Source organism: Desulfurivibrio alkaliphilus AHT 2, assembly GCF_000092205.1.
GTDB lineage: Bacteria > Desulfobacterota > Desulfobulbia > Desulfobulbales > Desulfurivibrionaceae > Desulfurivibrio > Desulfurivibrio alkaliphilus.
Map to the genome: position 1 here is coordinate 641,976 of NC_014216.1, position 23,974 is coordinate 665,949.

Sequence of the window (23,974 nt, forward strand, 5' to 3'; positions counted from 1 at the left end):
ATGTTAACACAAAGGGCTACCAGGAGCGGAAGGGGCCTGAATCCAGGTGCACAAAACCACTGCGCGGATAGTAGCCGACACCGCCCAACTTGAGGTCCAGCGCCGCCCGACGCAGGGTGGCCGCGCCAATTTTCGGCAGGCGCACATCAATGGCCCGGCCGGTCAGGTGCAGGCTGCGCGGCGCCACTTGCCTTCCCTCGCGTAGTAAGCGCCGGTTGTAGGCCGGTGAGCGGTATCCGGAAATAATATGAAACTCGTTACCGCCCCCCAGTTTACTGTCCACCAGGCTGAGATAGTCGATGGTTTCCGGGTCGATGGGGTGAATTTCGCCGGTATGGTGACAACGCAACAGGCGGTTGATCTCGGCCAGGGCCGATGGGATGTGATTGCCTCTGGGGTCCCGGAAGGTTATGGTCAGCCTCTCTCCGGTATGCAGGTGGTACAAGGCCAGCCGCCGAGCCGGCCGGACCGCCGCCAGCAGCTCATGGGCCCAGGCAAGGCCGCCACCTCCGAGGGCCACGGTGGCCAACAATGAACGCTTAAGAAAAGACCTGCGACCCGATGGGGGGAAAAGCATGCCGTCCTCCACAAGGTGGAAAAATGAAATACTTTAACCTACCAGAGCTGATCGGTGCTTGTCAAATACCTGCTGCCGGTGTTACGCGACTTTGAAGCTCCCTTAGGGGACCGTGTTTTTCCGTTTCGATTTGCCAGGAAATTAGTTAGTATGCAAAGATTATTCTTTAAATCAATTTGTTTAACATCAGGGCGGTACAACAGAAGAGTATGAGCAACCGGCGGCGTCGATATTTCGGAAGGGAAAGGCAGGGTGGTAAAGGCAGAATCAGCCTGTTGCCCAGCCTGCTTACCACCATCAGTCTGTTCAGTGGTTTTTATGCCATTGTGGCGGCCATTGAGGGGCAGTTTTTCCATTCCGCCGTGGCCATCATCATCGCCGGCGTTTTTGATGGACTGGATGGTCGGGTGGCGCGGCTCACCGGCACCACCAGCGGTTTCGGCAAGGAGTACGATTCCCTCTGCGACCTGGTGGCCTTCGGGGTGGCGCCGGCTATTTTGGCCTATCAGTGGGTGTTGCACCCCTTCGGCCGCTACGGCTGGCTGGCGGCCTTTTTGTATGTTGCCACCACCGCCCTGCGGCTGGCCCGTTTCAATTCCCAGGCCGGGGGTGAGGAAAGTAAAAATTTCACCGGTTTGCCCTGCCCGGCGGCCGGCGGGATGATCGCCACTTCTTTTTTGTTCTGCCACTTTTTCGGCATCACCGGGCGTCCCATGGACGTGGTGATGCTGGCGGCGGTTTACCTGCTCTCTTACCTGATGGTCAGTTCCATCACCTATTTGAGTTTTAAAAAGCCGGAAACCCAGCGGCGGAAGGCGTTTCAGACGGTGGTGGGGCTGGTGCTGATGATCATGGTGCTGGCCACTGAACCCCGGGTGACCCTCTTTGCCCTGGGGTTGGTTTATGTGCTGTCCGGGCCGCTGGCGGCGGCTTACCGATGGCTGAAACCGGCCCAACCGGCCGGTGATGAGCAGGAAAAGGAAGCAACTCCGGGGGAGGCGACCGAAGAGACAGCGGCAAAAAATATAAAGCACGGCGGTTAACCGGTGCAAGCCGGTGGCAACCGAGGAGAAAATAGATATGAGCGATAAGATTTTTATTTTTGACACCACCTTGCGCGACGGTGAGCAATCACCCGGGGCGAGCATGAATATTCATGAAAAATTTCGCCTGGCCCAGCAGCTTGGCAAGCTCAACGTGGACGTGATCGAGGCGGGTTTTCCCGCCGCTTCGCTGGGCGATTTTGAGTGTGTAAAAAACATCGCCGACAATGTGCGCGGTCCCCAGATCGCAGCCCTGGCCCGTTGTAACGTCAAGGATATCGATACCGCCTGGGAGGCCCTGAAAAATGGGGAAAACCCCAGAATTCATACCTTCCTGGCCACCTCGGAAATCCATATGCAGCACAAGCTGCGCATGACCCGGGAACAGGTGCTGGAGTTAGCCACCGCCTCGGTTAAGCATGCGGCCAAATACACCAGCAACGTGGAGTTCTCCGCCGAGGACGCCTCCCGCAGCGATCTTGATTTCGTCTGCCGGGTATTCGAGGCGGTGATCGAGGCCGGGGCCACCACCCTGAACTTCCCGGACACCACCGGTTATGCCCTGCCCGAGGAATACGGTGCCCAGATCCGCTATTTGCTGGAGAACATCAGAAATATCGACCGGGCCATCATCAGTGTCCATTGCCATAACGACCTGGGGCTGGCGGTGGCCAATTCTTTGGCCGCCATCAACAACGGCGCCAGGCAGGTGGAATGCACCATCAACGGCCTGGGCGAACGGGCCGGCAATACCGCCATGGAAGAGCTGGTGATGATCCTCCGTACCCGGGGCGAGCAGGCCAGGTTGCACACCGACATTGTCACCGAACACATTTTTCCCACCAGCCGGTTGGTCAGCACCATCACCGGCATGCCGGTGCAGCCCAACAAGGCCATTGTCGGGGCCAACGCCTTTTTGCATGAATCGGGGATTCACCAGGATGGGGTCCTCAAGGAGCGCAGCACCTATGAAATCATGAACCCCAAGGACATCGGGATTTCCACCAGCAACATCATCCTGGGCAAACATTCCGGCCGCCACGCCTTGCGCGACAAAATCAAGGAGATGGGTTACACCGACCTGGGCGAGGAAGAGATCAACCGGGTTTTTGAGCGCTTCAAGGCGGTGGCCGACCTCAAAAAGGAGATGTTTGAAGAGGACCTGGAGGCCATCATCATGGATGAGGTGCTGCGGGTGCCGGAGGCCTTCCAGTTGTTGCACTTGGGCGCCATGAGCGGTAGCCGTTCGCTGCCCACGGCGGCGGTGAAGATGCTGGTGCGCGGCGAGGAGAAAGAGACCGCCTCCCTGGGAGTCGGCCCCATCGACGCCGCCTTTCGGGCCATCGCCCAGCTGGCCGGCACCGACAGCAAATTGCTCTACTTTTCGGTAAGCTCCATCACCGGCGGCACCGATGCCCAGGGCGAGGTGATGGTGCGCATCGAAGATGACGGCAAGGTGGTGGTGGGGCAGGGGGCCGACCCGGACATCATCACCGCCGCCGCCAAGGCCTATCTCACCGGTTTGAACCGTTTGGAGTATTTGAAAAAGGAAAATAAAAGGAGAGAGCAAAAGCAATGAGTAATGAGGGAAGAAAATATAATGTGGCGGTGGCCGGGGCCACCGGCGCCGTGGGTGGCGCCATGCTGGAGGTGCTTGAACGGCGGGATTTTCCGGTGGGTGAGCTGCGCCTGCTGGCCTCGTCCCGTTCGGTGGGGAAAAAGCTGACCTTTAAAGGGGCTGAGCATCCCGTGCAACTGCTGGCCCCGGACGCCTTTGCCGGTATTGATATCGCGCTGTTTTCCGCCGGCGGAGATCGCTCCCTGGAGTTTGCCCCGGCGGCGGCCGCGGCCGGGGCGGTGGTGGTGGACAACTCCAGCGCTTTCCGCATGGACCCCGAGGTTCCCCTGGTGGTGCCCGAGGTTAACCCCCACGCCATCGCCCAGTACAAAAACAAGGGGATTATCGCCAACCCCAACTGCTCCACCATCCAGATGCTGGTGGCGCTGAAGCCGATTCATGACGCGGTTAAAATCAAGCGGATTGTGGTTTCCACCTACCAGGCGGTTTCCGGTTCGGGGGCCGAGGCCATTGACGAGTTGGAAAAACAGGTGCGGGCCTGGGCCGCCGGCCAACCATTGCCCCGGGAGGTCTACCCGCACCAGATCGCCTTCAACTGCCTGCCCCACATCGACGCCTTCCTGGATAACGGCTATACCAAGGAAGAGATGAAGATGGTCAACGAAACCCGCAAGATGTTTGAAGACCCCACCATTGGGGTTACCGCCACCACCGTGCGGGTGCCGGTCTTTTACGGCCACTCCGAGGCGGTTAATATCGAGACCGAAAAGAAGATCAGCGCCGCCGAGGTAAGAGAGCTGCTGGCGGTCGCCCCCGGGGTTAAGCTGGTGGATGAGCCGACCCTGAGCCAATACCCCATGGCCCTGGACTGCGCCGGAAAATTTGAAACCCTGGTGGGTCGCATCCGCGAGGATGAGTCCATTGCCAACGGGATCAATCTGTGGGTGGTGGCCGACAACATCCTCAAGGGAGCGGCGCTGAACACCGTGCAGATCGCCGAAATCGTGGCCCGGGACTACCTGTAAGTTCGATGCTGAGTAAGCGTTCAGCAGCACCGCATCTTCGGGCGATCAGCCAGGCTTACGTACAGGGGTACGCCGCGCCTGGCTGCTTGCCCGAACCTGCGGCACGGCTGTTCGCTTACGGCCCGTTATACCTGAAGGTTAATACCCCTGGTGAACGGTTACGATGCTGAGCGCATACGGGGTGCCCGGCAAGATTGCAACAACGTGGGCTGTGGCCAGGGGGTGAGCGATGCGGATCATCGCCGGTCGCTTTAAGGGGCGGCGGTTGCGCGCCCCGGGGCGCCGTTTTGCAGACTCCCTGGTGCGTCCCACGTCGGACCGGGCCCGGGAGGCGCTTTTCAACCTGCTGCAGGGCGAGGTTACGGGCGCTGCCGTGCTGGACCTTTTTGCCGGTACCGGCGCTTTGGGGCTGGAGGCTTTGAGCCGGGGGGCAGAGCAGGCGCTGTTTGTCGAGGGAAACCCGTCGGTGGCGCGGCTGTTGCGGGAAAACATCGAGCTTTGCGGGGTTGCGGAACAGAGCCGGTTGGTGGTGCGCGACTGCGCCTTCGGGCTTGATTTCCTCACCCCCTTGGCCCCCCCGGCCGGGTTTGACCTGATCATGGTCGATCCCCCTTATGATAAAGGGTTGGCAGAAGCCACGCTGGCCAGGCTGGCAGCCTTGCCGGCGGCGGTTTTTGCCCCCGGGGCGATGCTGGTGGTGGAGACCCGGCAGCAGGAAACGCTGCCGCCGGCGGCCGGCCCTTTCCAATGCCGGCGGGATTCCCGGCGTTACGGTGAGGCCCGCTTTCATTTTTTTAACTACGAAAAAGGTGCTCGATGAGTGACTATGAACCCCTGGTGCGGGAGGAGACCAACCAGCGGATCGCCGTTTACCCCGGAACCTTTGATCCCATCACCATGGGCCATATCGACATTATTAAGCGGGCCCTGACCCTTTTTGACCGGGTTATCGTGGCCATTGCCGTAAATCCCGCCAAACAGCCGCTGTTCAGCCTGGCGGAACGTAAGCAGATGATCAGGGATTCCTTCACCGATGTTAATGACCGCATCGAGGTGGATGAGGTTTCCGGACTGCTGGTGGATTACGCCTACCGCCGTGGGGCCCGGGCCATTGTCCGGGGGTTGCGGGCGGTGTCCGATTTCGATTATGAGTTCCAGTTGGCCCTGATGAACCGTCGGATTGAGCGGGAAGTGGAAACCGTATTTCTGATGACCGGCTTCCGTTGGATCTACATCAGCTCCAGCATCATCAAGGATGCGGCTCGCCATGGCGGTGATGTCGGTGGCCTGGTGCCCGACCATGTTTGCGATCGCCTGCGCGAGCGCTTTATGGTCGAAGGGTAATGCGTAAACTGTTACGGTAACTCTGCTGTAACTGGTCACATGGTCCATGGGGTAAGCGGTCACAGGGTGCCGCAGGTTGTGGCAAGCTGACCGGCGCCGCGTATCTCAGTACGCAAGCCGGGCCGATCGCCGCAAGATGAGGTGCCCTGTGACCGCTTACACTCTGCTATAGGGCAGATGGGAGGGAAATGATGTCTGTTAAATCCGGTTTTACCCGTCGCTCGTTACTGCAGGCCGCCGGGGTGGCGGCCGCCGCCCTGCCATTGCGCTCGTTGCAGGCCGGGGCGGCCGTGCCCGGCGGGGAAGCCTGGTCCGAAGAGCGGCTGGTGCCCACGGTATGCGGGATGTGTCCGGCCCATTGCCTGGTGACCGCCAAGGTGCGGGATGGCCGGTTGGAATCCCTGACCGGCACCGGCGATAATCCCCTCAACGGGGCGCGGATCTGCGCCCGGGGCATGGCGGCGCCGGATCTGTTGTATGATCCCGATCGGTTGAAATATCCCATGAAAAGGGTGGGCCCCAGGGGTAGCGGCCAGTGGCAGCGGATCAGTTGGGCCGAGGCCATCGATGTCGTCTCGTTGCGGATGGAGCAGGCTTTGCGCCGCCATGGGCCGGAGTCGTTGGCCCTTTTTGCCGCCGGTCCTTCGGCGCTTTATATCAAAGAGCTCTTTGCCGAGTTTGGGGTTTCCCGAGTCAACGATTCCCGCTATGAACACTGCCATTGCAACCGGGAGGCCGCCTACCTGGCCACCTTTGGCTTTGCCCCCGGGGCTCCGGCCCGGCTGGACTATGCCAACACCCGTTGCCTGGTGCTGCTGGGCTCCCATTTCGGTGAAAATTTGATGCTGCCGGAGTTCCGCCGCTTTACGGCAGCCCGGGAGCAGGGGGCCCGGTTGATTGTGGCCGACCCCCGGCGCAGCGTTATCGCCGCCCAGGCCGATCGGCATCTGATGCTCAAGCCGGGCAGTGATACCGCCCTGCTGCTGGGGTGGATCAATTACCTGCTGCAGCGTGATCTTTTTGATCGCGACTACATCGCTTCCCATGCCCTGGGGCTCGATGAACTGCGGGAACATGCCGCCGCCTACCCTTTGGAGCGGGTGGCCGAACTGACCGGCTTAACCCCCCGGGAAATTGAGCAGAGCGCCCGGCTCCTGGCCGCCAGCGCTCCGGCGGTGATTATTCATCCCGGTCGGCACAGCAACTGGTATGGCAACGATGTCCATCGCTTGCGGGCGCAGGCCATTCTCTCCGCCTTGTTGGGGGCTCCGGGGCGGCCCGGCGGAATGTCTTTGGTCGGCCTCAACGAACCGGGAGCCGAGGTCACCCCTTATGCCCGTGGCCGGCAGCGGCTGGCGAGGGCTCTGCAGCCCGGGAGCAAAGAGCGGGCGGAAGAGATTTTCCGTGCCCTGGAAGCCGACCAAATCAAGGTGCTGGGCTGCTGGGGGCAGAATCCTTTTCAGGGCTACCCCAACCCTTATCGCACCACCCTGGCCTGGCGGCGGGCGGAATTTGTCTTTGCCACCGATGTGCTGCCCAGCGAGGCCTGCCTGATGGCCGACATTATTCTGCCCGAGGCAACTTTCCTGGAGCGCAGCGGCCGGGTGGAACTGCGCGACGAGGTGGATCCGCCTTTGCTCACCGCCGGTTTTCCCGCCCTGCAGCCGGCCTTTGAAGCTCGCGATCCTTACTGGATCGCCCGCCAGCTCAGCATTCGGCTCGGTCGCGGCCGGGGGGTGCAGTACCCCGAGGCAAGCTCCCGGCTGGAGCATGAGTTGGCCCCCTGGCGCTTGCGCCTGGAAGATTTACGCCGCGGCCAGGGCTATGTTGCTTTGCCTGCGCCACCGGCCCCGGAGTTGGACGAGTTTCGTTTTCCCACCATCAGCGGCAAAATCGAACTGGTCTCCCGCGATCTGGTCGAAGCCGGGCAGGCGCCGCTGCCGCACTTTCACCCCCCGCCTGAACCTCCCGAGGGCTATTTCCGCCTGCTTTACGGGCGCTCGCCGCTGCATACCTTGAGCAGTACCCAGAACAACCGCCGCTTGATGGATCGGGAGGGGGAAAACGAACTGTGGCTCAACGATGAGGTGGCCGACCGCCTGGGTCTGGGCAGTGGAGAGCGGGTGCTGCTGGAAAACCAGGATGGCCTGACCTCCCTGCGAACCGTGCGCCTCTATGTGAGCCGCGATATTCGAGCGGATGCCGTTTACCTGGTGCACGGTTTCGGCCAGCGCTCCCACCTGCTGGGTCGGGCCTTTCACCAGGGGGTCTCCGATGCCGCGCTGATGAGCCGCGCCACCGCCAACCCGGTTACCGGTACCCATGCTTTGCGCAACAACTTCGTCCGGCTCAGAAAGGTCCCTTAAGCCGTAATCGTTCAGCAGCACCGCATCTTCGGGCGATCAGTCAGGCTTACGTACAGGGGTACGCTGCGCCTGTCTGCTTCCCCGAACCTGCGGTGCTGCTGAACGATTACAGCCAGTTAAACCGGTAGGTTAGTACCCCTGGTGAACGGTTCTCTTAAGCCAAACCGGCAACTCCGGGTGGAGGCGGCTGAAGCGGTGGTCCGAGGAGATGGCGTCGCTGTTTTTATGGTTGGCGATCAGAATCCCGCCGGGTTGAAGCTGGTCCTCAATCATCCGCTCAAAGCGTTGCTGCAGGGTTCGGTCGGCAAAGGGGCGAAAGTAGTAGATCACCCGGAACTGCCGGTAGTCGCCGTACTCCCAGATATCGCCGGCGCTGACCCGTTCCGGCCCGAAGAACTTGCGGGCGGTGGCGCATGGCTTTCGATCCTTCTCCAGCCCGTAGACGTCAAAGCCCAGTTGTTCGGCCAGCAGCATTACATTGCCGATACCGCAGCCGACATCCAGAAAAGAAGGGCCTGGACCGGCCGCCGGTTCCCGGTCCAGGCCCAGTTGCCGGCGGGTTAGAGCCAGTTGACGAAAGACCTGGCGGCTGTCCATGGCGACAAAGGGGTATTCCCGGCTGGTATCGTTGTCGCTGTCGCGGCTGGCTTCCCCGGCCAGCAGGCCCAGAAAACGGTTGCTGAGGTTGATGAAGACCTCACAACGGCTGAACTCATCTTCGTGGTGCGGGCAATGGTCCAGCTCGGCCAAGGGTTGCTGCCAATGGTCGGCCATTTGTTCCTTCCTTGTTTTTTCGTCTTTAATTCCTGAGCAACCCGTGGAAGATCCCATCCCTGTTTTTTGCAAGCAAAAGGCTGGTCCAGCTCGTGGTCAATGCGCACCCGACAGCGCTGGCCGGGTTTACGGGTTTGCTCAGCCTGCCGGGGTAAGCTGAGTCATCTCTATAACAAAAAAGCCTGGCCGAGGGAATCCCGAGATGTACATGGGGCAGATGGGATGGTCTCGTTTGCAGGATCGTAAAAGATAAAAATTATCAATTAAACTCTTTACTTTTGTCTTGTTCGTACTATAACTGTCTTCCGGAGAGGAGGTGTATGTAGTGTTGACGGGCGGTTAGCAGCACTGTTGAGTAATAAAAGCTCACACATGGTGCTAGTGCCAGCCTGAAAAAACAATTTGGGAATGAGCCATGGACTACTTTAGAAATCTCAAAATTATCACCATGATGCAGTTGTTGGTTTTTGTGCCGGTAACCTTCCTGGTGGGGGTTTTGCTTTTTAACGGCCTGGAGAGGTACCAGTTGTATCGCCAGGCCCAGGAGTTGCGGGAGCTGTCGGTGGTTGCCACCATGGCCACCGAAATTGCCCACCAGGCCCAGTTGGAACGCGGCATGACCGCCGGGTTTGTCGGCAGTCAGGGGCGGCAGTTTGGTGGCCGCCTGGCCGACCAGCGGGCGGCAACTGACCGTGATATTGAAGCCTTGCGCCGGTTTATGGCCGATTCCACGGTGGTGCAGAGGGATCTGGCAATTAACAATCGCTTGCGCCAGGCCTTGGCCAATTTTGATCAACTCGCCGACGTTCGCCGTCGGGCCGATGCCCTGACGATTGCCGGCCCCGAGGCCATCGCCTTTTATAGCAACGCCATTGAAGGCTTTCTCAGCACCATCCCCCTGATCGCCGGGGTCAGCCCGGATCAGGAGATCATGCGGGACCTGACCGCTTATTACAACTTTGTGGAGGCCAAGGAGAGAATGGGGGTAACCAGGGCGGTGTTGAGCAATGTTTTCGCCCAGGACAGGTTTGCCGAAGGAATGTTCCAGCGTTACGCCGAACTGCTTTCCGCTCGTGCGGTCTTTTTGAATAATTTTCAGGCGTTTGCCGATGGTTCTGCCCGTGACTATTACCGCGAGCGGATGCGGGGAACGGCGGTGGATCAGGTGGCAAGCATGGAAAACAGGGCCCTGGAGCGCTGGCAGGCCGGTGGCTTCGGTATTGACGCCACCCGCTGGTTCGACACCATGACCGCCAAGATCGACCTGATGAAGGATGTGGAAACCAGGCTGGCCGAAGGTATTCAGGAACTGGCCGGGGAGCGTATCGCCCATGCCCGCGCCGCCCTGATCGGCGGGGTGCTGTCGGCAGCGGCGGTGGTGGCGCTGTTGCTTTATCTGGCCCGTTTTTTCTCCTTGCTGCTGATCCGCAAGTTGGAAGACGTTTCCGATCAGCTCAGCGCCGGTGCCGGCCAGGTGTCGGCGGCCTCGGAAGAGGTCTCGTCGGCCAGCCACTCGCTGGCCGACGGAGCCAATAACCAGGCGGCTGCTATTGAAGAAACCTCGGCCTCCCTGGAGGAGATAGCCTCCATGACCAAGCAGAACGCCGACAATGTCGGCCAGGCCGATATTTTGGTCAATGAGGCCCGCCAGGTGGTTGAAAGCGCCAATCAGTCCATGCACCAGTTGACCGATTCCATGGCCGAGATCTCCCGGGCCAGTGAAGAGACCTCCAAAATCATCAAGACCATCGATGAAATTGCTTTCCAGACCAACCTGCTGGCTCTTAATGCGGCGGTGGAGGCGGCCCGGGCCGGGGAGGCAGGGGCCGGGTTCGCGGTGGTGGCCGATGAGGTGCGGAATCTCGCCATGCGGGCTTCCGAGGCCGCCCGCAATACCGCCACCCTCATCGAGGGTACGGTGAGCAAGATTCAGGCCGGCAGTCAACTGGTGGGAGCCACCGACACCTCCTTCAACCAGGTTGCTGAAAGCATCGTCAAAATCTCATCCCTGATGGGCGAGATCGCGGCCGCTTCCCGGGAGCAATCAGCCGGGGTTGAGCAGATCAACAACGGGGTGGCGGAAATGGACTCGGTAACCCAGCAGAACGCCGCCGCCGCCGAAGAGGCCGCCAGTGCCGCCGAGGAGTTGAACGGGCAGGCTGAGCAGATGAAAGAGATGGTAGATGTGTTGACCGCCCTGGTCAAAGGCCGGGAGCAGTCCTGAGCAGGGCGGTTATCCCTTTCGGGGGTTACTTGCCGAAAGGGCAGACCGGGTAGAGGCAGTGCTTGCAGTTGAGGCAGAGGCCGCCGTGGCCCATCCGGGCCAGGGCCCGGCGGTCGATTTTCTCGCCGACTAAAATCCGGGGCAAAAGCAAGTCAAACACCGTGGTGCGGTGGAACATGCCGCAGGCAGGCAGCCCCAGTACCGGGATTTCCTTGCCCTGGTGCGCCAGGTAGCCCACCAGAAACATGGCCCCGGGCAACACCGGGGTGCCGTAAGCTATCTCCCGGGTGCCGGCCCGGGCGATCCCTTCCCGGGTGACATCGTCGGGGTCCACCGACATCCCGCCGCTGGTAACGATGAGGTCTGCACCCGCCGCCAGGCAGTCACCGATGGCGGCGGCGATTTGGGCGGCATCATCGGGCGCCTTGCGGACTGCGATTACCTCCGAACCCAGAGCTGCCAGTTTTTCCCGCAGGACCGGTTCAAAGGCATCTTTAATGCGGCCGTGGTAAACCTCGTTGCCGGTGATCACCAGGCCGGCGGCGGCGGTCCGCAACGGCTCGACCCGCACCGCACCAAGCCCCTGGTTGTCGGCCAGGGCCACCGCTTCGTCGACCACCTGCCGCTTGCCCACCAAGGGAATCAGGCGGGTGGCGGCCACCTGCTGCCCGGCTTTGACCTGGGTGTTGTGGTGCAGGGTGGCGCACATCACCTCACCTAACAGGTTGAAGCGGTACAAGGCCTCCTGGTCCACCCGCAGCAGGCCGTCATGGGCCGCGCAGAGGCCTATTTTTCCCTCCACCGGTTCACCGCCGCTCATAATACCGCTTCCGGCCAGGGCGGCAGCCAGTTTTTGGGCTGCCTCATCCTCGTGAATCTCATCGTGGCCCAGCTCCAGGATGTATACATGCTCCTTGCCCAGCCGTTTGAGATGTTCGATGTCCTCCGCTCGGATGATATGGCCCTTGCGAAAGGCCCGGCCTTTAAATTCCCCCTGGCGGATTTCGGTAATGTCGTGGGGCAGGACCATGCCGACTGCCTGGGCTACCGGGACGGTTTTGGCCATGGGGCTTCTCCTGGTTGCTGCGCCGATGGGTTCAGTGAAAGTGGTTTAAAGCCGAAAACTTACTCGATGATACGGTAATAACGGCCGGTGGCACAGGGCCGGCAAAGAATTTTGCCGTTTTGCTCAACTTCCCGGCAGTCCTGGACCCAGTCGTGGCACTGCTGGCATTGTACCCGCCGCAGAGGTTTGCCCGGCAAGTCAGCGGCCGGTACTTCCACCGCCACCCGTTGAATGGTAAACAGTTCCTCTTCCGGCATCACCCGGTAGGCCTGCAACTGTTGTTGATACCTGTCTTCGATTTCCGGGCAGTAGTGCCGGGCCAGTTCCCGTGCTTCCTCGCGGGCGGTGATTCGCACCGCCTGCGAGGTTTTGAGATTAATGAAAGTGGCGGCCATGATGCCGTAATCGAGCCATTTCAGGGAGCGTTTGCCTAAAGTGCAGCCGGTGACGCTTTGGATGGCGTCGGTGGCGCACCGGTCGATCTCCACTACCACATAAAAATCCTTGCGCTGGCTGCCCCTGGGATCATCGATGCCGATTTCCCGCAGACCGATCATCGCCAGGCGCACCCCGATTACCTGGCCGGCACAGATATGGCCATGGACGGTGGTGGATTTTTCCAGCAACTGCTCAAAACTTTCCATCACTGCTAACCTCTAAAAGAAGTTTAACGATATTCCAGGGGGCAATCGGCTATGCAAGGCCTCTCTGGTTATCAGCAGGAGGATAGCCAAGAGGAGGGGGCAATGCAACAGGTTTCAAGTAAGCGAGGACGGGCACCCTATCTTGCGGCGACCAACTCGTCTTATTTGATGTACGCGGCAACCTCTGGCATCTGGCTACCGCTTACAGTTTATGACCGGTGACTGGTCGTTATTAGCACACTGACCAGGGACGGGGAATGGGTGATGAGACGATGAATAAGAGGGCAAAAAAAGTAATGCCCCAGGCGTTGGGGAACACCTGGGGCATTACAGGGGTATCAGCAGGTTGGTTCCGGCTCGAAGACCTGCTGACGGAGGGGGCTTAGTTTTGTTTTTAAGTATTTGCAAGGGGTGTGCCAAGTGTTGTTTCTTGTGGTTAACTTACTGAAATTAATAAAAATATTTTTTTATTTCGAGTGTTGGCGGAATCCTGAGGGTAATCAGATGTGACAGTATTGCCACATTATCTTGTTGCTAATATTGATTATCTTTTTGAGCGCAGGAGAAAAAGAGGCTTTTGGGTCACGCCTGACCCAAAAGGGGGCAGGGCTGGCAGGGGGCTAGAGGTTGAACTGGCGCATTTTGCGAAAGAGGGTTTTGCGAGAAATATCAAGCATCATCGCGGTGTTTTCCCGGTGCCACTGGTTGCTTTCCAGGGCCTGGCGAATCAGCTCCCGCTCGATGGTGGAAATCATGCCTTCAAGGCCGCCATGGTTGCGTAACAGGGCGACCGGATTGGTATTGACGGAGGCAATTTCCGGGGAAGAAGCCGGCGGTGCCATTGCTTCCGGTATGTTGAGGGATGATTGGCCGACCGCCGCCCCGGGCAGGCTGTTATGGGGGGGGGCAATTGGGGGTTCAGGCCCGTTTCCGGGGCTTCCGGGACCGGTAGGGGTAAACACCAGCTCACCCAGCGTCAGGTAGCGCTGGATGACATTTTGCAGTTCCCGGACGTTACCGGGCCAGGGATACTGCTCCAGGCGCTGATAAATCTCCTCGGAGAGGCTGAGCTCCTGGTGGTCCGGGCTGAACTTGTTGATGAAATGATCGGTAAGGGCGCGCAGATCCTCTTTGCGGTCCCGCAGGGGGGGCAGTTGTACCGGAATAACATGGATACGGTAGAAAAAATCCCGGCGAATTCTGCCCTCCCGGACCAGCTGTTCCATGTCGCGGCTGGTCGCCCCGATAATCCGCACATCAGGTTTGCGGGTTTCCCGGCTGCCCACCGGGCAGAAGCCGTTGCCCTCCAGTACCCGCAGCAGCTTGACCTGCATGGCCAGGCTGATTTCGCCGATTTCGTCCAGAAACAGGGTGCCGCCGTCGGCCTGGTCCAGGTAGCCTTCGCGGTCGGTGCCGGCACCGGTGAAGGCCCCTTTGCGGTAGCCGAAAAATTCGCTTTCCGCTAAAGTTTCGGGGATCGCCCCGCAGTTGACCGCCACGAAGTTCTTTTTGGCCCGGTGGCTTAAATCGTGGATGGTGCGGGCCACCACTTCCTTGCCGGTGCCGGATTCACCGTAGATGATCACGTTGGCGTTGGAGCCCGCCGCCTTGGCCAGGACATCATAAACCCGCTGCATGGCCGGGCTGTTGCCCACCAGCAGCCCGAAACGGATGTTGTGGCGCAGGAGGTTGGTACTTCTGCCCCGGCCGTCGGCGCCGGGTGCGGTGTGCTCGGAAGGGGCCAGCAAGGCCAGCATGCGCCCGGAGAGGTCGTGCAGGGTCTCCACCGCCCCCACCAGCTTGCCCTGTTCGTTGAAAACCGGTGCGGCCATGAAGTGCAGGTGTAAAGGTTGGCCGCACATTCGGAACCAGTCGAAAGCCTCCCAGGCGTTGGGAATAATCCTGGACTGGCCGGGGTTTTTGTCCTGGTAAAGATGAAAGAAACTGTTGCGGTCGTTGTTGAGCACCAGGTCGGCCACAATGGGCCTTTTGTGGGAATAGAAAGGCTCCCAGTGGCGGTCGGTGCCGATCATTTCCGCGGCCTTGAAGCCGGTAAGGGCTTCGCAGGCCTTGTTCCAGTAGGTGATTTTGTTGTCCAGTCCCACGGCAAACTGCGGCAGGGGAGAACAGTCCAGCAGTTGAAACATGACTTTTCCTCGCTGATAAGCCGGATTATTCATCATAATTTACGGCAGAGCCGGCCCAAAGTCAAGGTCATCCGCGGAAATCGCATTGTCAAACCAGAGCGGCCGCGTTATCTTCAAATTTTTTTTTAAACGGTTACCTTTAGCGCTTACGAGGTCTCCCAGAATGGACGCGAATTCCCCGGCCGATTATTTCGTCACTCCGGCCGCAATCCCCAAAGCTCACCGCCCCGGTCCCGTGCTGGAGCAGCGCCACTATCTTTGCAATGGTGAGCTGCGCTGCTGGGATGGTCCGGTGCATGATGTTTTTTCGCCGGTTTACCTGGCCTCCGCCGCTGGTTCGCCGGCACCTTTGCGGTTGGGCAGCCACCCGCTGCTGGGCAGCCGGGAGGCTGAAGCCATGCTGGAGGCGGCCTGCAATGCCTACGATCGGGGCTGCGGTGAATGGCCTTCCATGTCACCGTCCCAGCGCCTGGCGCGGGTGGAGCAACTGCTGGCCGGTTTGGAAAAATGCCGGCAAGAGGTGGTGCGGTCGTTGATGTGGGAGATCGGTAAAAGCCGGGAGGAGTCCGAGATGGAATTTTCCCGGACCCTGGAGTATCTTGCCGAAACCGCCGTTGAGATCCGCCGGCGCAGCCGGGAAGAAGAGGGGTTGCTCCGGCAGCAGGGGGTGATCGCCCGCCGGCTGCGGGCGCCAGTGGGGGTGGCGCTTTGCCTGGGGCCTTACAACAACCCATTCTACGAGACCTATACCACCCTGATCCCGCTGCTGCTCATGGGCAATACGGTGATCTTCAAACCTCCCCGCCTGGGGGTTTTGCTGCACCGGTTCATTTTGCCGCTGTTGCAGGAATGTTTCCCGCCGGGGGTGGTCAACAGCCTTTATGGCGAGGGGGAGGCGGTGCTGGCGCCGGTGTTGCGGTCCGGCAGGATTGATCTGCTGGCCTTTATCGGCTCCCGCCGGGGGGCGGAGCTGTTGCGCAGCTGGCACCCGACCCCCGGCCGCTTGCGCTGCCTGCTGGGGATGGAGGCAAAGAACGCCGCCATCATCCTGGCTGATGCCGATCTGGAACAGGCGGCGGCGGAATGTGCCCTGGGGGCGCTGGCCTTCAACGGTCAACGTTGTACGGCCTTGAAAATCCTCCTGGTGCAACACTCGATAACCCTGCCGTTTCTTGAGCAGTTAAGCCGGGAGGTGCAACGGCAGCCCATTGGCATGCCCTGGCTGCCGGGGGTCAGGATTACGCCTCTGCCGGAGCCGGCCCGGGTGGCTTACCTGGGAGAGTTGCTGGCCGATGCCCTAAGCAAGGGCGCCCGGATTATCAATCCCGGCGGCGGCGAAATCCGGGAAACCCTGATGACCCCGGCGGTGCTGTACCCGGTGGGGCCGGGCATGCGCCTTTATCATGAAGAGCAGTTCGGGCCGCTGATTCCGGTGGCAAGCTTCGAGACGCTGGAGGAGGCCCGGCGTTATGTGGCGGAGTCGGAATTTGGTCAACAGGTAAGTGTTTTCGGCCAGGACGAGGAGCAGCTTGCCGCCGTGTCCCGCTCCCTGCTCAATCAGGTCTGCCGGATCAATATTAACAGCAAGTGCCAGCGGGGGCCGGACGGCTTTCCTTTTACCGCCCGCCGCAACTCCGCAGAAGGCACCATGTCGGTGGCCGAGACGCTGGACGCCTGCAGCATCACCAGCCTGGTGGCGGGGCGCGATACCCCCGGCAACCAGCGCATCCTGGCCGCCAGCACTTACGCCAACTCCTGCGCCAAATCCTACGATTGATTGGCCTTGAGTTGCTGCGGTTTACTCGTCAACTTCAAAGCCGATTTTTTCGATGGCGGCCTTGATGGTTGCCCGCGGGACTTCTTTGGTCATGCTGAAATCGGCCTGGTTCTCGCTTAAGCTGACATGCACGTCCTCGATGCCGTTGATGCTGCTTAAGGCCTTGGTGACCGAGGCCACGCAGTGGGCGCAGGTCATGCCTTTGATTTTGATGCTGGCCATTGCTTTGCTCCTTTCAGGTTAAGCCCGTTAATCCGGCAGGTTAGCACCGTTGATAAACGGTTCAGGTGAGCCGGAGGATGTTGTTGAGGATCCGGTGGGCCACTTCTTCCTTGCTCAATAACGGCAACTCCTCCACGGCACCGTTACGGTCCAGCAGGGTGACCCGGTTGTTGTCCACGGCAAAACCGGCGTCCTCGGCACCGATGTCATTGATGGCGATCAGGTCGAGATTCTTGCTGGTCAGCTTGCGCTGCCCTTCTTCCAAATGGTTTTCGCTTTCCGCCGCAAAGCCCACCAGCAGCGGGAAGCAGGTGGCTGTTTTTTTGCGCTCGCCCAGCTCCCGCAGGATATCCGGGTTGGAGACCAGGGCGAGGGAGGCGTCGGTGGCGCCTTTTTTGATCTTGTGGGGTTCATGGCGGGCCGGCCGGTAATCGGAAACCGCCGCCGCCATGATCATGATATCCGTTGCGTCCACCCGTTGGCAGACCGCCTGATGCATCTCGTTGGCGGTGACCACCGGGATCAGTTCGACTCCGGCCGGAGGCCGGATGGAGCCCGGGCCGCTGACCAAAGTGACGTTGGCCCCGCGCCGGCGGGCGGCAGCGGCCAGGGCGTAACCCATTTTGCCGCTTGAGCGGTTGGTGAGCAGCCGTACCGGGTCCAGGGGTTCCCAGGTGGGGCCGGCGGTGACCAGGATATTGCGACCCTGCAGATCCTGGGGAGTAAGCGCGGCTATTACCTCCTGGCGAACCGTTTCCCATTCGGCCAGCCGGCCGGGCCCCTGGTCGCCGCAGGCCAGTTCGCCGCTGTCCGGCTCGATGATGGTGTAGCCATACTCTTGCAACAGGCCCAGGTTTTGCCGGGTGGCGGGATGCCGGTACATCTCGCTGTTCATCGCCGGGCACAGCAGCACTTTGGCCCGGGCGGCCAGCACCACGGTGCTGACCAGCTCATCGGCCTGCCCCCGGGCCAGGCGGGCAATGGTGTTGGCAGTGGCCGGGGCCAGCAGAATCAGATCGTGGTCCCGGCCCAGGTTTATGTGAGGCAGGTATTCCCCGTCGGCGGCGGCCAGCATGGTGGTGTGAACCCGCTTGCCGGAGAGGGCGGCAAAGGTGAGGGGGGTCACGAAGCTTTGGGCGGCGTCGGTCATCATCACCGTTACTTCGGCCCCTTCCCGGCGCAACTGCCGGACCCAGTCCGCTACCTTGTAAGCGGCGATGCCGCCGCTTACCCCCAGGAGAATACGTTTATCGTTGAGTAGGAAAGACAAACTGCCTCCATTCCTGTTGTTACAGGATGCTAGAAGGAAAACGGGGTCGCCGGAGCAGCCGGGGCAACCGGTGCCGGGGCAACGGTATCTCCTTGGCGGCTTTTGCTGAGGTCATCGGTGATGTAAACCTGGACCTCGGTGGCTCGTCCCAGGCCCCGGTCGTTGATGATAATGGTACAGGTTTTATGCGGCTTGGTAAAGGCCAGCATAACGTCCTGGTATTTTACCGAGCCCACCAGTTGCCAGTTGTTGCGCCGCATGGTGGTGGTGAAAAAATCGGTCAGCGAGTTAACGTCCACCCGGCCGCTGAAATGCAGCACTCCCCCGGCGTAGGAGTCGGTATGGACCACCATGCTTTTTTCCCGCAACCAAGTGAGTTCGGCGGGAATCAGCAGGTCGCGAAAGCCCGAAGGGGTGTAGGGGTCGGGGCGCCTTTCCTGTACGGCCTCTCTTTTTTCCCGGTCTTCAGGGCCGGCATTTTGATGCTGGGTGCAGCCGGCCAGCAAAAACAGCAGGAAAATGCAGGCCAGCAGGGCAAGGTAACTTTTGGCGAACGGGACGGTCTGCTTGAACATCGGGGTAGCCTCCTGGTCATGAACTTAATTAAATTGACTTGAGAATGAAATCCTCAAGGGGTTTGCGTTGGGAGCGTCGATCTTTGGGCTCCGGCCGGCCCAGGGCGATAACCGCCATCAGGTCGAGATGATCGTCAAGGTCCAACTCCTGCCGGACCTTGTCCTTGTTGTGCAGAATCTGCCCCAGCCAGACCGCTCCCAGCCCCAGGGCTTCGGCGGCCAGCAACATGTTCTGGATACAGGCGCCAGCGGCCTGCTGATCCTTGACCGGGTCGTACATTGCCCCCTGGTCGAGAAAAACGGCGATCAGGGCCGGGGCGGCCAGCACGATCCGGCTGTATTTGGTGAGTTCCGCCAGCCTGGCCCGGGTTTCTTCGGCGCGGATCAGCACAAAGCGCCAGGGTTGATTATTGAGCCCCGAAGGGGCCCAGATGCCGGCGCGTACAATTTCCTGCAACTCATCGGGCGAAACCTCTTCCGGGGTGAATTCGCGAACGCTGCGGCGGCGGTAGATTGCTTCGAGAACCGGATTATGCATGGCTGCTCTGTTGGCGGTTAGTTATTGATAGATTGAAGACGGCGCTACCAGGTCGGTTTCGGCGGTCCCTGCCCGGGTGGCAGCACGGAAAATCGCAATAAATGATAGTCTGACCTCCGGTCCCTGTCAACGAAAAGGCCGGAGATGTCAGGGCAAGGTCAAAGTTGTTGGTTTTTGGCACCGGGGTGGGGGAAAGATTGCGGTGATGGGGTTAATTTGGTAGAAGAGGGCCGGGCAGTTGGGAGAGAAAGTCGAGTGGCGGCAAAAGGAGTAAAAAGTGGCAACGGCAAGCAAAACGATGGCAGCAACCAACCAGGCGGCGGAGGGTTTGGCGGAGGGTTTGGCAGAGGGTTTGATTGACACCCACTGCCACCTTGATTTTCCCGATTACCAGGCCGACCTGGAACAGGTGGTCGGGCGGGCGGCGCAGGCCGGAGTCCGGCAGATGATCAGCGTCGGAATCGATCTGGCAACTTCCCGGAAGGCGGTGGAGCTGGCCGGGCAGTGGCCCGGGGTTTATGCCACCGTGGGGGTACATCCCCATCATGTGAAGGAAATCGGGGCCGATGATTATAGGGCCCTGCAGGAACTGGCCGGCCATCCCCGGGTGGTGGCCTATGGTGAGATCGGCCTGGACTACGTTAAAGAGTACTCGCCGGCTGCTCTGCAACGGGAGCATTTTGCCCGCCAGGTGGAAATCGCCCGGCAGCTTGCCCTGCCGCTGATCATCCATGACCGGGAGGCCCATGCCGATACGCTGGCCATTTTGCGGGCCGCCGGCGAATTGCCGGCCGGTGGGGTGATGCACTGCTTTTCCGGTGATGCCGCGCTGGCCCAAGAGGTGCTTGCTTTGGGGTTTTACATCTCCATCCCCGGGGTGGTTACCTTCAAGTCGGCGGCCGGCTTGGCCGAGGCGGTGCGGCAGGTCCCCCTTGAGCGCCTGCTGCTGGAAACCGACGCCCCTTTTCTGGCCCCGGTACCATTGCGTGGCAAGCGCAACGAACCGGCCTACCTGACCCACATCGCCGCCAAGGTGGCCGAACTCAAGGGTTGTGAGCCGGCGGAGGTGGCCCGGCAGACCACGGCCAATGCCCGCCACCTGTTTGCTTTGCCCGAGGCGGGAGCTTGTTGATGACCGACATTGGCGCCAACCTGGCCGCAGTAAAAGCCCGGATCGCCGCCGCCGCCCGCCGGTCCGGGCGGGATCCGGCCTCGGTGCGCCTGGTGGCGGTGAGCAAACGGGTGGAGGCGGAACGGATAGTAACGGCGGTGGCCGCCGGTCAGCGGCTGTTCGGGGAAAATTACCTGCAGGAGGCCCAGGCGAAGATCAGCCGGGTCAACGAACTGCTGGCCGGCCCGGAAGCCGGCCCGGAAGCCAGCCTGGACCCTACGGGTAAGGCTGAGGTCAGCTGGCATTTTATTGGTCACCTGCAAAGCAACAAGGCCAAGGCGGCGGCCACCACCGATTTTACCATGGTGGAGACCATCGACCGCCTGAAGCTGGCCCGTGCCCTGGATCGTCATGCCGCGGCCGCCGGCCGGCTGCTGCCGGTGCTTGTGCAGGTCAATGTCGGCGGCGAGGCTCAGAAGGCCGGGGTGATGCCTGAACAGGCCCCGGAACTGCTGCGCTCCCTGGCCGAGCTGCCCGCCCTGCGGGTCATGGGGCTGATGACCATGCCGCCCATGGCGGCGCACCCGGAGGAGAGCCGGCCACACTTTGCCCGCCTGCGGCAACTGGCCGAGGAGTTTGCCCGCCAGGGGCTGCTGGGCGCCCATGGGTCGCCACTGCTCTCCATGGGCATGTCCGCCGATTTTGAAGTGGCGGTGGAAGAAGGAGCCAACCTGGTGCGGGTGGGAACGGCCATCTTCGGCCCCAGGCAATAAGCGCGCACTGGGGCGTATCGTGTCCGCTGCCGGGGTTATTTTAACAGTGCGATGATCTCCTGGTTGTCCGGGAAACGGCCGCTTTGGTGTTTGGAGAAGATTTGCCGCCCGTCGACCTTGATGTCGTAGATGCCGTTGCTGCCGGCGCTCAATTCCACCGTGGCCTGCGGGAAATTTTGCTTGATCTCGGCCTCCAGACCGGAGGCGCGGGGCAGGTAGTTTCACTTTGAGCAGTAGGTGATCTCGACTTTCATTTTTTTCTCCTTTTTAACGTGGTTGCCGATCTTTATCAGGTTGACCATTTATCTTTAAGCCGTCGCCCAGTCGTTAAGCCCGTCTTGCCGGCGGCCGAAAGGGAGCAGGAAAGTGCGAAAAAATGCCACGCCCGGTTCAAAACTTCCTTTGTTGCCGGCCACGGCGTCGGAGATGCACCAGCGGGGCTGGGAGACGGTGGATGTGGTCCTGGTCTCCGGTGATGCCTATATCGACCACCCGTCCTTCGGCCTGGCCCTGATCGGTCGCTGGCTGGAGGCCCACGGTTACCGGGTGGCGATTTTGGCCCAGCCCCGCTACGACCGGCCCGATGATTTTCTCCGTTTTGGCCGGCCCCGCCTGTTTTTCGGTATTTCCGCCGGTAATCTCGATTCCATTGTGGCCAATTATACCGGCAACGTCAAGGTGCGGGATCGGGACGATTATTCCCCCGACGGCAACCCCTACTTCGGCGGGCAGGCCCAGCGGCGTTTTCGTCGCCGGCCGGACCGGGCCACCATTATCTATGCCCAGCAGGCCCGCCGGGCCTGCGGCCAGGTGCCCATTATCCTGGGCGGGCTCGAGGCCTCGTTGCGTCGCTTTGTGCATTACGACTACCAGCAACGCAAGCTGCGGGCCTCGGTGCTCACCGATGCCAAGGCCGACCTGCTGGTTTACGGCATGGGCGAAAGGGCCGTGCTGGAGGTGGCCCGGCGTCTGGAGGCTGGAGAGCATCTGCATGGTATCGCCGGAACCTGCGAGCGCTTGACTCCGGCGCAACTGGTAGCGCGCGGTTATGACGAGTCGATGCCCGCCCGGGCGTCTGCGCCTGATCCCGAAAGAGCTGGCCCGGCGCATTTTAAAGTGCTGCCCGGTTATGAGCAGATCATGGTCGACAAAAGTCATTTTCTGGCGGCGGAAAGGGAGATCGACCGGCAGGCCCGGGCCCGGCAGCCGGCCATGCTGCTCCAGCGGCAGCAAGCCCAGTGGCTGCTCCAGCATCCTCCGGCCGCACCCTTGCGCCCGGAGGAGTTGGATCGGCTTTATGCCTTGCCCTATGCCCGCCGGCCCCATCCCCAGGCCGGCCGGGTGCCGGCCTTTACCATGGTGCGCGACTCGGTCACCATCGTGCGGGGCTGCTGCGGCAACTGCGCCTTTTGCGCCATCACCCGCCACCAGGGCGGGAGGGTGGTCAGCCGCAGCCGGGAATCGATCATCGCAGAGGTGGCACAGATCGCTCAGGCCCCCGATTTCCGCGGCACCATCACCGACCTGGGCGGTCCCACCGCCAATCTTTACGGCTGCTCCTGCTCCCGCCGAAAGGAAGGTTGTTCCCGCCGCGACTGCCTTTACCCGGACGTTTGCCGGGAGTTGCGGATCGATGAAGACACCCTGCTGGAATTGCTGCAAGCCGCGGCTGCGGTGGCCGGGGTTCGCCACCTGCTGGTCTCCTCCGGGTTGCGGATGGAACTGCTGCTGAAAACTCCCCGGCTGCTGCGGCGCTTGCTGGAACACCATACCCCTGGTACTCTGAAAATCGCCCCTGAACATACCGAACCCGAAGTACTGCGCCTGATGCACAAGCCCGACGGCAGCGTGCTGGAGAAGTTTGTACAAACCTTCAACCGGCTGGCGGCCGAACTTGCCCGCCGGTCGGAGAAAAAGCCGCCAACCCTCAACCCTTACTTGATCTCCGCTCATCCCGGCTGCACCATGGCCCACATGGAAGAAATGGTCCGCAAACTGCAAAAATTGAACCTGGTTCCCCGCCAGTTTCAAGATTTCACCCCAACCCCGGGCACCCTGGCCACCGCCATTTATGTCAGCGGTCTGGACCCGGCAAGCGGCCGCCCGGTACATGTGCCAAAGGGTGATCAGGAGCGGCGGCGCCAGCGGCTGGTGCTGGAGCAGGTGACCAAATCGTCAGCGAAACCCGGCAGGGCCGCTCGGCCGGCTTCACGCCGCAAGGCGCCGGCCACAAAACCGAAAAGATAAGCAAGACATCGAAGCCGTTCTGCCGCCCGCTTTTTCAAATAGCCAACACAACAGCAAAAAGGAGGAAAAAATGGCCCCGGAACTTTATCATCTGCAGCCCCGCAACTGTGCCCTGCTGGTGGTTGATATCCAGGAAAATCTGATGAAGGTAATCCCCGCCCGGGACGAAGTGGCCCGCAACGCCGCCCTGCTGATCAAGGCCGCTCGGGCGCTGGAGATTCCCATTCTGGCCACCACCCAGTACGCTCACCGGATAGGCGATTTCGTGCCCGAAGTAAAAGCCGAGCTGGCGGGGGTTACCATCCTCGACAAACTTGAGTTCGGCTGCTTCAACAACCAGGCCATCAGGGAGGCGGTCAAAACCCTGGGTACTTCCGTAGATACCCTGATTGTCTGCGGGGTGGAAACCCATATCTGCGTTTATCAGACGGTTCTGGGGGCCCTGCGCCACGATTATCGGGTCTGGGTGCCCGCCGACGCGGTTGCCTCCCGGGCGGCCAAAAATTATGAAACCGGCCTGGCGCGCCTGCGGGAGATAGGGGCGGTGGTGGCCAACAGTGAAATGATCATTTACGACTGGCTGCACAAGGCCGGTACCCCGGTCTTCAAGGAACTGCTGCCGGCCCTGAAATAACTTTTTCCCCTGCCCCAAGCTTTTAAATTTGCAAAAAA

Annotated in this window: 22 protein-coding genes; 12 read left to right on the forward strand and 10 right to left on the reverse strand. The window is 60.9% G+C overall.

The window, feature by feature from the left end:
- Positions 1–16: 16 nt before the first annotated feature.
- Positions 17–577, reverse strand: coding sequence for a YcbK family protein (locus DAAHT2_RS02770; protein ID WP_013162778.1), 561 nt, complete (start codon positions 575–577; stop codon positions 17–19).
- Positions 578–786: 209 nt separating this feature from the next.
- Here DAAHT2_RS02770 and pssA point away from each other — a divergent pair, with 209 nt between their 5' ends.
- The 6 genes from pssA (at position 787) to DAAHT2_RS02800 (ending at position 7,934) form a co-directional block, all read left to right on the forward strand.
- Positions 787–1,620, forward strand: coding sequence for a CDP-diacylglycerol--serine O-phosphatidyltransferase (gene pssA, locus DAAHT2_RS02775; protein WP_013162779.1), 834 nt, complete (start codon positions 787–789; stop codon positions 1,618–1,620).
- 37 nt (positions 1,621–1,657) lie between these two features.
- Positions 1,658–3,199 (forward strand): 2-isopropylmalate synthase, encoded by a 1,542-nt coding sequence (locus DAAHT2_RS02780; RefSeq protein WP_013162780.1) that lies wholly within the window; start codon positions 1,658–1,660, stop codon positions 3,197–3,199.
- On the forward strand, positions 3,196–4,224 hold the full coding sequence (locus DAAHT2_RS02785; RefSeq protein ID WP_013162781.1) for an aspartate-semialdehyde dehydrogenase: 1,029 nt from the start codon (positions 3,196–3,198) through the stop codon (positions 4,222–4,224). Before DAAHT2_RS02780 ends, DAAHT2_RS02785 begins: the two co-directional genes overlap by 4 nt.
- Positions 4,225–4,453: 229 nt before the next feature.
- The gene (gene rsmD, locus DAAHT2_RS02790) at positions 4,454–5,044 is read left to right on the forward strand and encodes a 16S rRNA (guanine(966)-N(2))-methyltransferase RsmD (RefSeq protein ID WP_013162782.1); all 591 of its coding nucleotides are present in this window, start codon (positions 4,454–4,456) and stop codon (positions 5,042–5,044) included.
- On the forward strand, positions 5,041–5,568 hold the full coding sequence (gene coaD / locus DAAHT2_RS02795; RefSeq protein WP_013162783.1) for a pantetheine-phosphate adenylyltransferase: 528 nt from the start codon (positions 5,041–5,043) through the stop codon (positions 5,566–5,568). Before rsmD ends, coaD begins: the two co-directional genes overlap by 4 nt.
- A gap of 188 nt (positions 5,569–5,756) precedes the next feature.
- A complete protein-coding gene (locus tag DAAHT2_RS02800; protein WP_157861393.1) occupies positions 5,757–7,934 on the forward strand; it encodes a molybdopterin-containing oxidoreductase family protein in 2,178 nt (725 codons plus the stop codon).
- 129 nt (positions 7,935–8,063) lie between these two features.
- Here the strand turns inward: DAAHT2_RS02800 and DAAHT2_RS02805 are convergent, their stop codons facing one another.
- Positions 8,064–8,708 (reverse strand): class I SAM-dependent methyltransferase, encoded by a 645-nt coding sequence (locus DAAHT2_RS02805; RefSeq protein WP_013162785.1) that lies wholly within the window; start codon positions 8,706–8,708, stop codon positions 8,064–8,066.
- 415 nt (positions 8,709–9,123) lie between these two features.
- Between DAAHT2_RS02805 and DAAHT2_RS15030 the strand changes: the two genes are divergently transcribed.
- Complete coding sequence (locus DAAHT2_RS15030) at positions 9,124–10,932, forward strand: methyl-accepting chemotaxis protein (protein WP_013162786.1); 1,809 nt, start codon at positions 9,124–9,126, stop codon at positions 10,930–10,932.
- Between the two features lie 25 nt (positions 10,933–10,957).
- On the opposite strand, the gene DAAHT2_RS02815 is transcribed toward DAAHT2_RS15030, so the two are convergent.
- The 3 genes from DAAHT2_RS02815 to DAAHT2_RS02825 all read right to left on the reverse strand — a co-directional run bounded on the left by DAAHT2_RS02815 (position 10,958) and on the right by DAAHT2_RS02825 (position 14,789).
- Positions 10,958–11,998, reverse strand: a complete 1,041-nt coding sequence (locus tag DAAHT2_RS02815) for a molybdopterin-binding protein (protein ID WP_013162787.1) — start codon at positions 11,996–11,998, stop codon at positions 10,958–10,960.
- A gap of 59 nt (positions 11,999–12,057) precedes the next feature.
- Positions 12,058–12,642 (reverse strand): FmdE family protein, encoded by a 585-nt coding sequence (locus tag DAAHT2_RS02820; RefSeq protein WP_013162788.1) that lies wholly within the window; start codon positions 12,640–12,642, stop codon positions 12,058–12,060.
- 620 nt (positions 12,643–13,262) lie between these two features.
- The gene (locus DAAHT2_RS02825) at positions 13,263–14,789 is read right to left on the reverse strand and encodes a sigma-54 interaction domain-containing protein (protein WP_013162789.1); all 1,527 of its coding nucleotides are present in this window, start codon (positions 14,787–14,789) and stop codon (positions 13,263–13,265) included.
- 163 nt (positions 14,790–14,952) lie between these two features.
- On the opposite strand from DAAHT2_RS02825, the gene DAAHT2_RS02830 reads away from it, so the two are divergent.
- Positions 14,953–16,566: an aldehyde dehydrogenase family protein gene (locus tag DAAHT2_RS02830; protein WP_013162790.1), complete on the forward strand. Its 1,614-nt coding sequence runs from the start codon at positions 14,953–14,955 to the stop codon at positions 16,564–16,566.
- 21 nt (positions 16,567–16,587) lie between these two features.
- On the opposite strand, the gene DAAHT2_RS02835 is transcribed toward DAAHT2_RS02830, so the two are convergent.
- From DAAHT2_RS02835 to DAAHT2_RS02850, 4 genes are all read right to left on the reverse strand, one after another.
- The gene (locus tag DAAHT2_RS02835) at positions 16,588–16,788 is read right to left on the reverse strand and encodes a heavy-metal-associated domain-containing protein (RefSeq protein WP_013162791.1); all 201 of its coding nucleotides are present in this window, start codon (positions 16,786–16,788) and stop codon (positions 16,588–16,590) included.
- Positions 16,789–16,849: 61 nt separating this feature from the next.
- On the reverse strand, positions 16,850–18,058 hold the full coding sequence (gene coaBC / locus DAAHT2_RS02840) for a bifunctional phosphopantothenoylcysteine decarboxylase/phosphopantothenate--cysteine ligase CoaBC (RefSeq protein ID WP_013162792.1): 1,209 nt from the start codon (positions 18,056–18,058) through the stop codon (positions 16,850–16,852).
- A gap of 29 nt (positions 18,059–18,087) precedes the next feature.
- Positions 18,088–18,633, reverse strand: coding sequence for a hypothetical protein (locus DAAHT2_RS13730; RefSeq protein WP_013162793.1), 546 nt, complete (start codon positions 18,631–18,633; stop codon positions 18,088–18,090).
- Between the two features lie 28 nt (positions 18,634–18,661).
- Positions 18,662–19,171, reverse strand: a complete 510-nt coding sequence (locus tag DAAHT2_RS02850) for a nitroreductase family protein (RefSeq protein ID WP_013162794.1) — start codon at positions 19,169–19,171, stop codon at positions 18,662–18,664.
- 298 nt (positions 19,172–19,469) lie between these two features.
- Between DAAHT2_RS02850 and DAAHT2_RS02855 the strand changes: the two genes are divergently transcribed.
- Together DAAHT2_RS02855 and DAAHT2_RS02860 are read left to right on the forward strand one after the other, a co-directional pair.
- Positions 19,470–20,303 carry a TatD family hydrolase gene (locus tag DAAHT2_RS02855; protein ID WP_013162795.1) on the forward strand — a complete coding sequence of 278 codons (834 nt, stop codon included), beginning with the start codon at positions 19,470–19,472 and terminating at the stop codon, positions 20,301–20,303.
- Positions 20,303–21,055 carry a YggS family pyridoxal phosphate-dependent enzyme gene (locus DAAHT2_RS02860; protein ID WP_013162796.1) on the forward strand — a complete coding sequence of 251 codons (753 nt, stop codon included), beginning with the start codon at positions 20,303–20,305 and terminating at the stop codon, positions 21,053–21,055. Before DAAHT2_RS02855 ends, DAAHT2_RS02860 begins: the two co-directional genes overlap by 1 nt.
- 35 nt (positions 21,056–21,090) lie before the next feature.
- On the opposite strand, the gene DAAHT2_RS02865 is transcribed toward DAAHT2_RS02860, so the two are convergent.
- Positions 21,091–21,309 carry a SelT/SelW/SelH family (seleno)protein gene (locus tag DAAHT2_RS02865; RefSeq protein ID WP_333431145.1) on the reverse strand — a complete coding sequence of 73 codons (219 nt, stop codon included), beginning with the start codon at positions 21,307–21,309 and terminating at the stop codon, positions 21,091–21,093.
- 112 nt (positions 21,310–21,421) lie between these two features.
- Here DAAHT2_RS02865 and DAAHT2_RS02870 point away from each other — a divergent pair, with 112 nt between their 5' ends.
- Together DAAHT2_RS02870 and DAAHT2_RS02875 are read left to right on the forward strand one after the other, a co-directional pair.
- Positions 21,422–23,302: a YgiQ family radical SAM protein gene (locus DAAHT2_RS02870; protein WP_013162798.1), complete on the forward strand. Its 1,881-nt coding sequence runs from the start codon at positions 21,422–21,424 to the stop codon at positions 23,300–23,302.
- A gap of 70 nt (positions 23,303–23,372) precedes the next feature.
- Positions 23,373–23,936 carry an isochorismatase family protein gene (locus DAAHT2_RS02875; protein WP_013162799.1) on the forward strand — a complete coding sequence of 188 codons (564 nt, stop codon included), beginning with the start codon at positions 23,373–23,375 and terminating at the stop codon, positions 23,934–23,936.
- Positions 23,937–23,974 lie beyond the last annotated feature (38 nt).

Excerpts from the sequence above, each read along its gene's own strand:
- DAAHT2_RS02770 (WP_013162778.1), bottom strand. The coding sequence starts at position 577 with ATGCTTTTCCCCCCATCGGGTCGCAGGTCTTTTCTTAAGCGTTCATTG.
- pssA (WP_013162779.1), top strand. The coding sequence starts at position 787 with ATGAGCAACCGGCGGCGTCGATATTTCGGAAGGGAAAGGCAGGGTGGT.
- DAAHT2_RS02780 (WP_013162780.1), top strand. The coding sequence starts at position 1,658 with ATGAGCGATAAGATTTTTATTTTTGACACCACCTTGCGCGACGGTGAG.
- DAAHT2_RS02785 (WP_013162781.1), top strand. The coding sequence starts at position 3,196 with ATGAGTAATGAGGGAAGAAAATATAATGTGGCGGTGGCCGGGGCCACC.
- rsmD (WP_013162782.1), top strand. The coding sequence starts at position 4,454 with ATGCGGATCATCGCCGGTCGCTTTAAGGGGCGGCGGTTGCGCGCCCCG.
- coaD (WP_013162783.1), top strand. The coding sequence starts at position 5,041 with ATGAGTGACTATGAACCCCTGGTGCGGGAGGAGACCAACCAGCGGATC.
- DAAHT2_RS02800 (WP_157861393.1), top strand. The coding sequence starts at position 5,757 with ATGATGTCTGTTAAATCCGGTTTTACCCGTCGCTCGTTACTGCAGGCC.
- DAAHT2_RS02805 (WP_013162785.1), bottom strand. The coding sequence starts at position 8,708 with ATGGCCGACCATTGGCAGCAACCCTTGGCCGAGCTGGACCATTGCCCG.
- DAAHT2_RS15030 (WP_013162786.1), top strand. The coding sequence starts at position 9,124 with ATGGACTACTTTAGAAATCTCAAAATTATCACCATGATGCAGTTGTTG.
- DAAHT2_RS02815 (WP_013162787.1), bottom strand. The coding sequence starts at position 11,998 with ATGGCCAAAACCGTCCCGGTAGCCCAGGCAGTCGGCATGGTCCTGCCC.
- DAAHT2_RS02820 (WP_013162788.1), bottom strand. The coding sequence starts at position 12,642 with ATGGAAAGTTTTGAGCAGTTGCTGGAAAAATCCACCACCGTCCATGGC.
- DAAHT2_RS02825 (WP_013162789.1), bottom strand. The coding sequence starts at position 14,789 with ATGTTTCAACTGCTGGACTGTTCTCCCCTGCCGCAGTTTGCCGTGGGA.
- DAAHT2_RS02830 (WP_013162790.1), top strand. The coding sequence starts at position 14,953 with ATGGACGCGAATTCCCCGGCCGATTATTTCGTCACTCCGGCCGCAATC.
- DAAHT2_RS02835 (WP_013162791.1), bottom strand. The coding sequence starts at position 16,788 with ATGGCCAGCATCAAAATCAAAGGCATGACCTGCGCCCACTGCGTGGCC.
- DAAHT2_RS13730 (WP_013162793.1), bottom strand. The coding sequence starts at position 18,633 with ATGTTCAAGCAGACCGTCCCGTTCGCCAAAAGTTACCTTGCCCTGCTG.
- DAAHT2_RS02850 (WP_013162794.1), bottom strand. The coding sequence starts at position 19,171 with ATGCATAATCCGGTTCTCGAAGCAATCTACCGCCGCCGCAGCGTTCGC.
- DAAHT2_RS02855 (WP_013162795.1), top strand. The coding sequence starts at position 19,470 with ATGGCAGCAACCAACCAGGCGGCGGAGGGTTTGGCGGAGGGTTTGGCA.
- DAAHT2_RS02860 (WP_013162796.1), top strand. The coding sequence starts at position 20,303 with ATGACCGACATTGGCGCCAACCTGGCCGCAGTAAAAGCCCGGATCGCC.
- DAAHT2_RS02875 (WP_013162799.1), top strand. The coding sequence starts at position 23,373 with ATGGCCCCGGAACTTTATCATCTGCAGCCCCGCAACTGTGCCCTGCTG.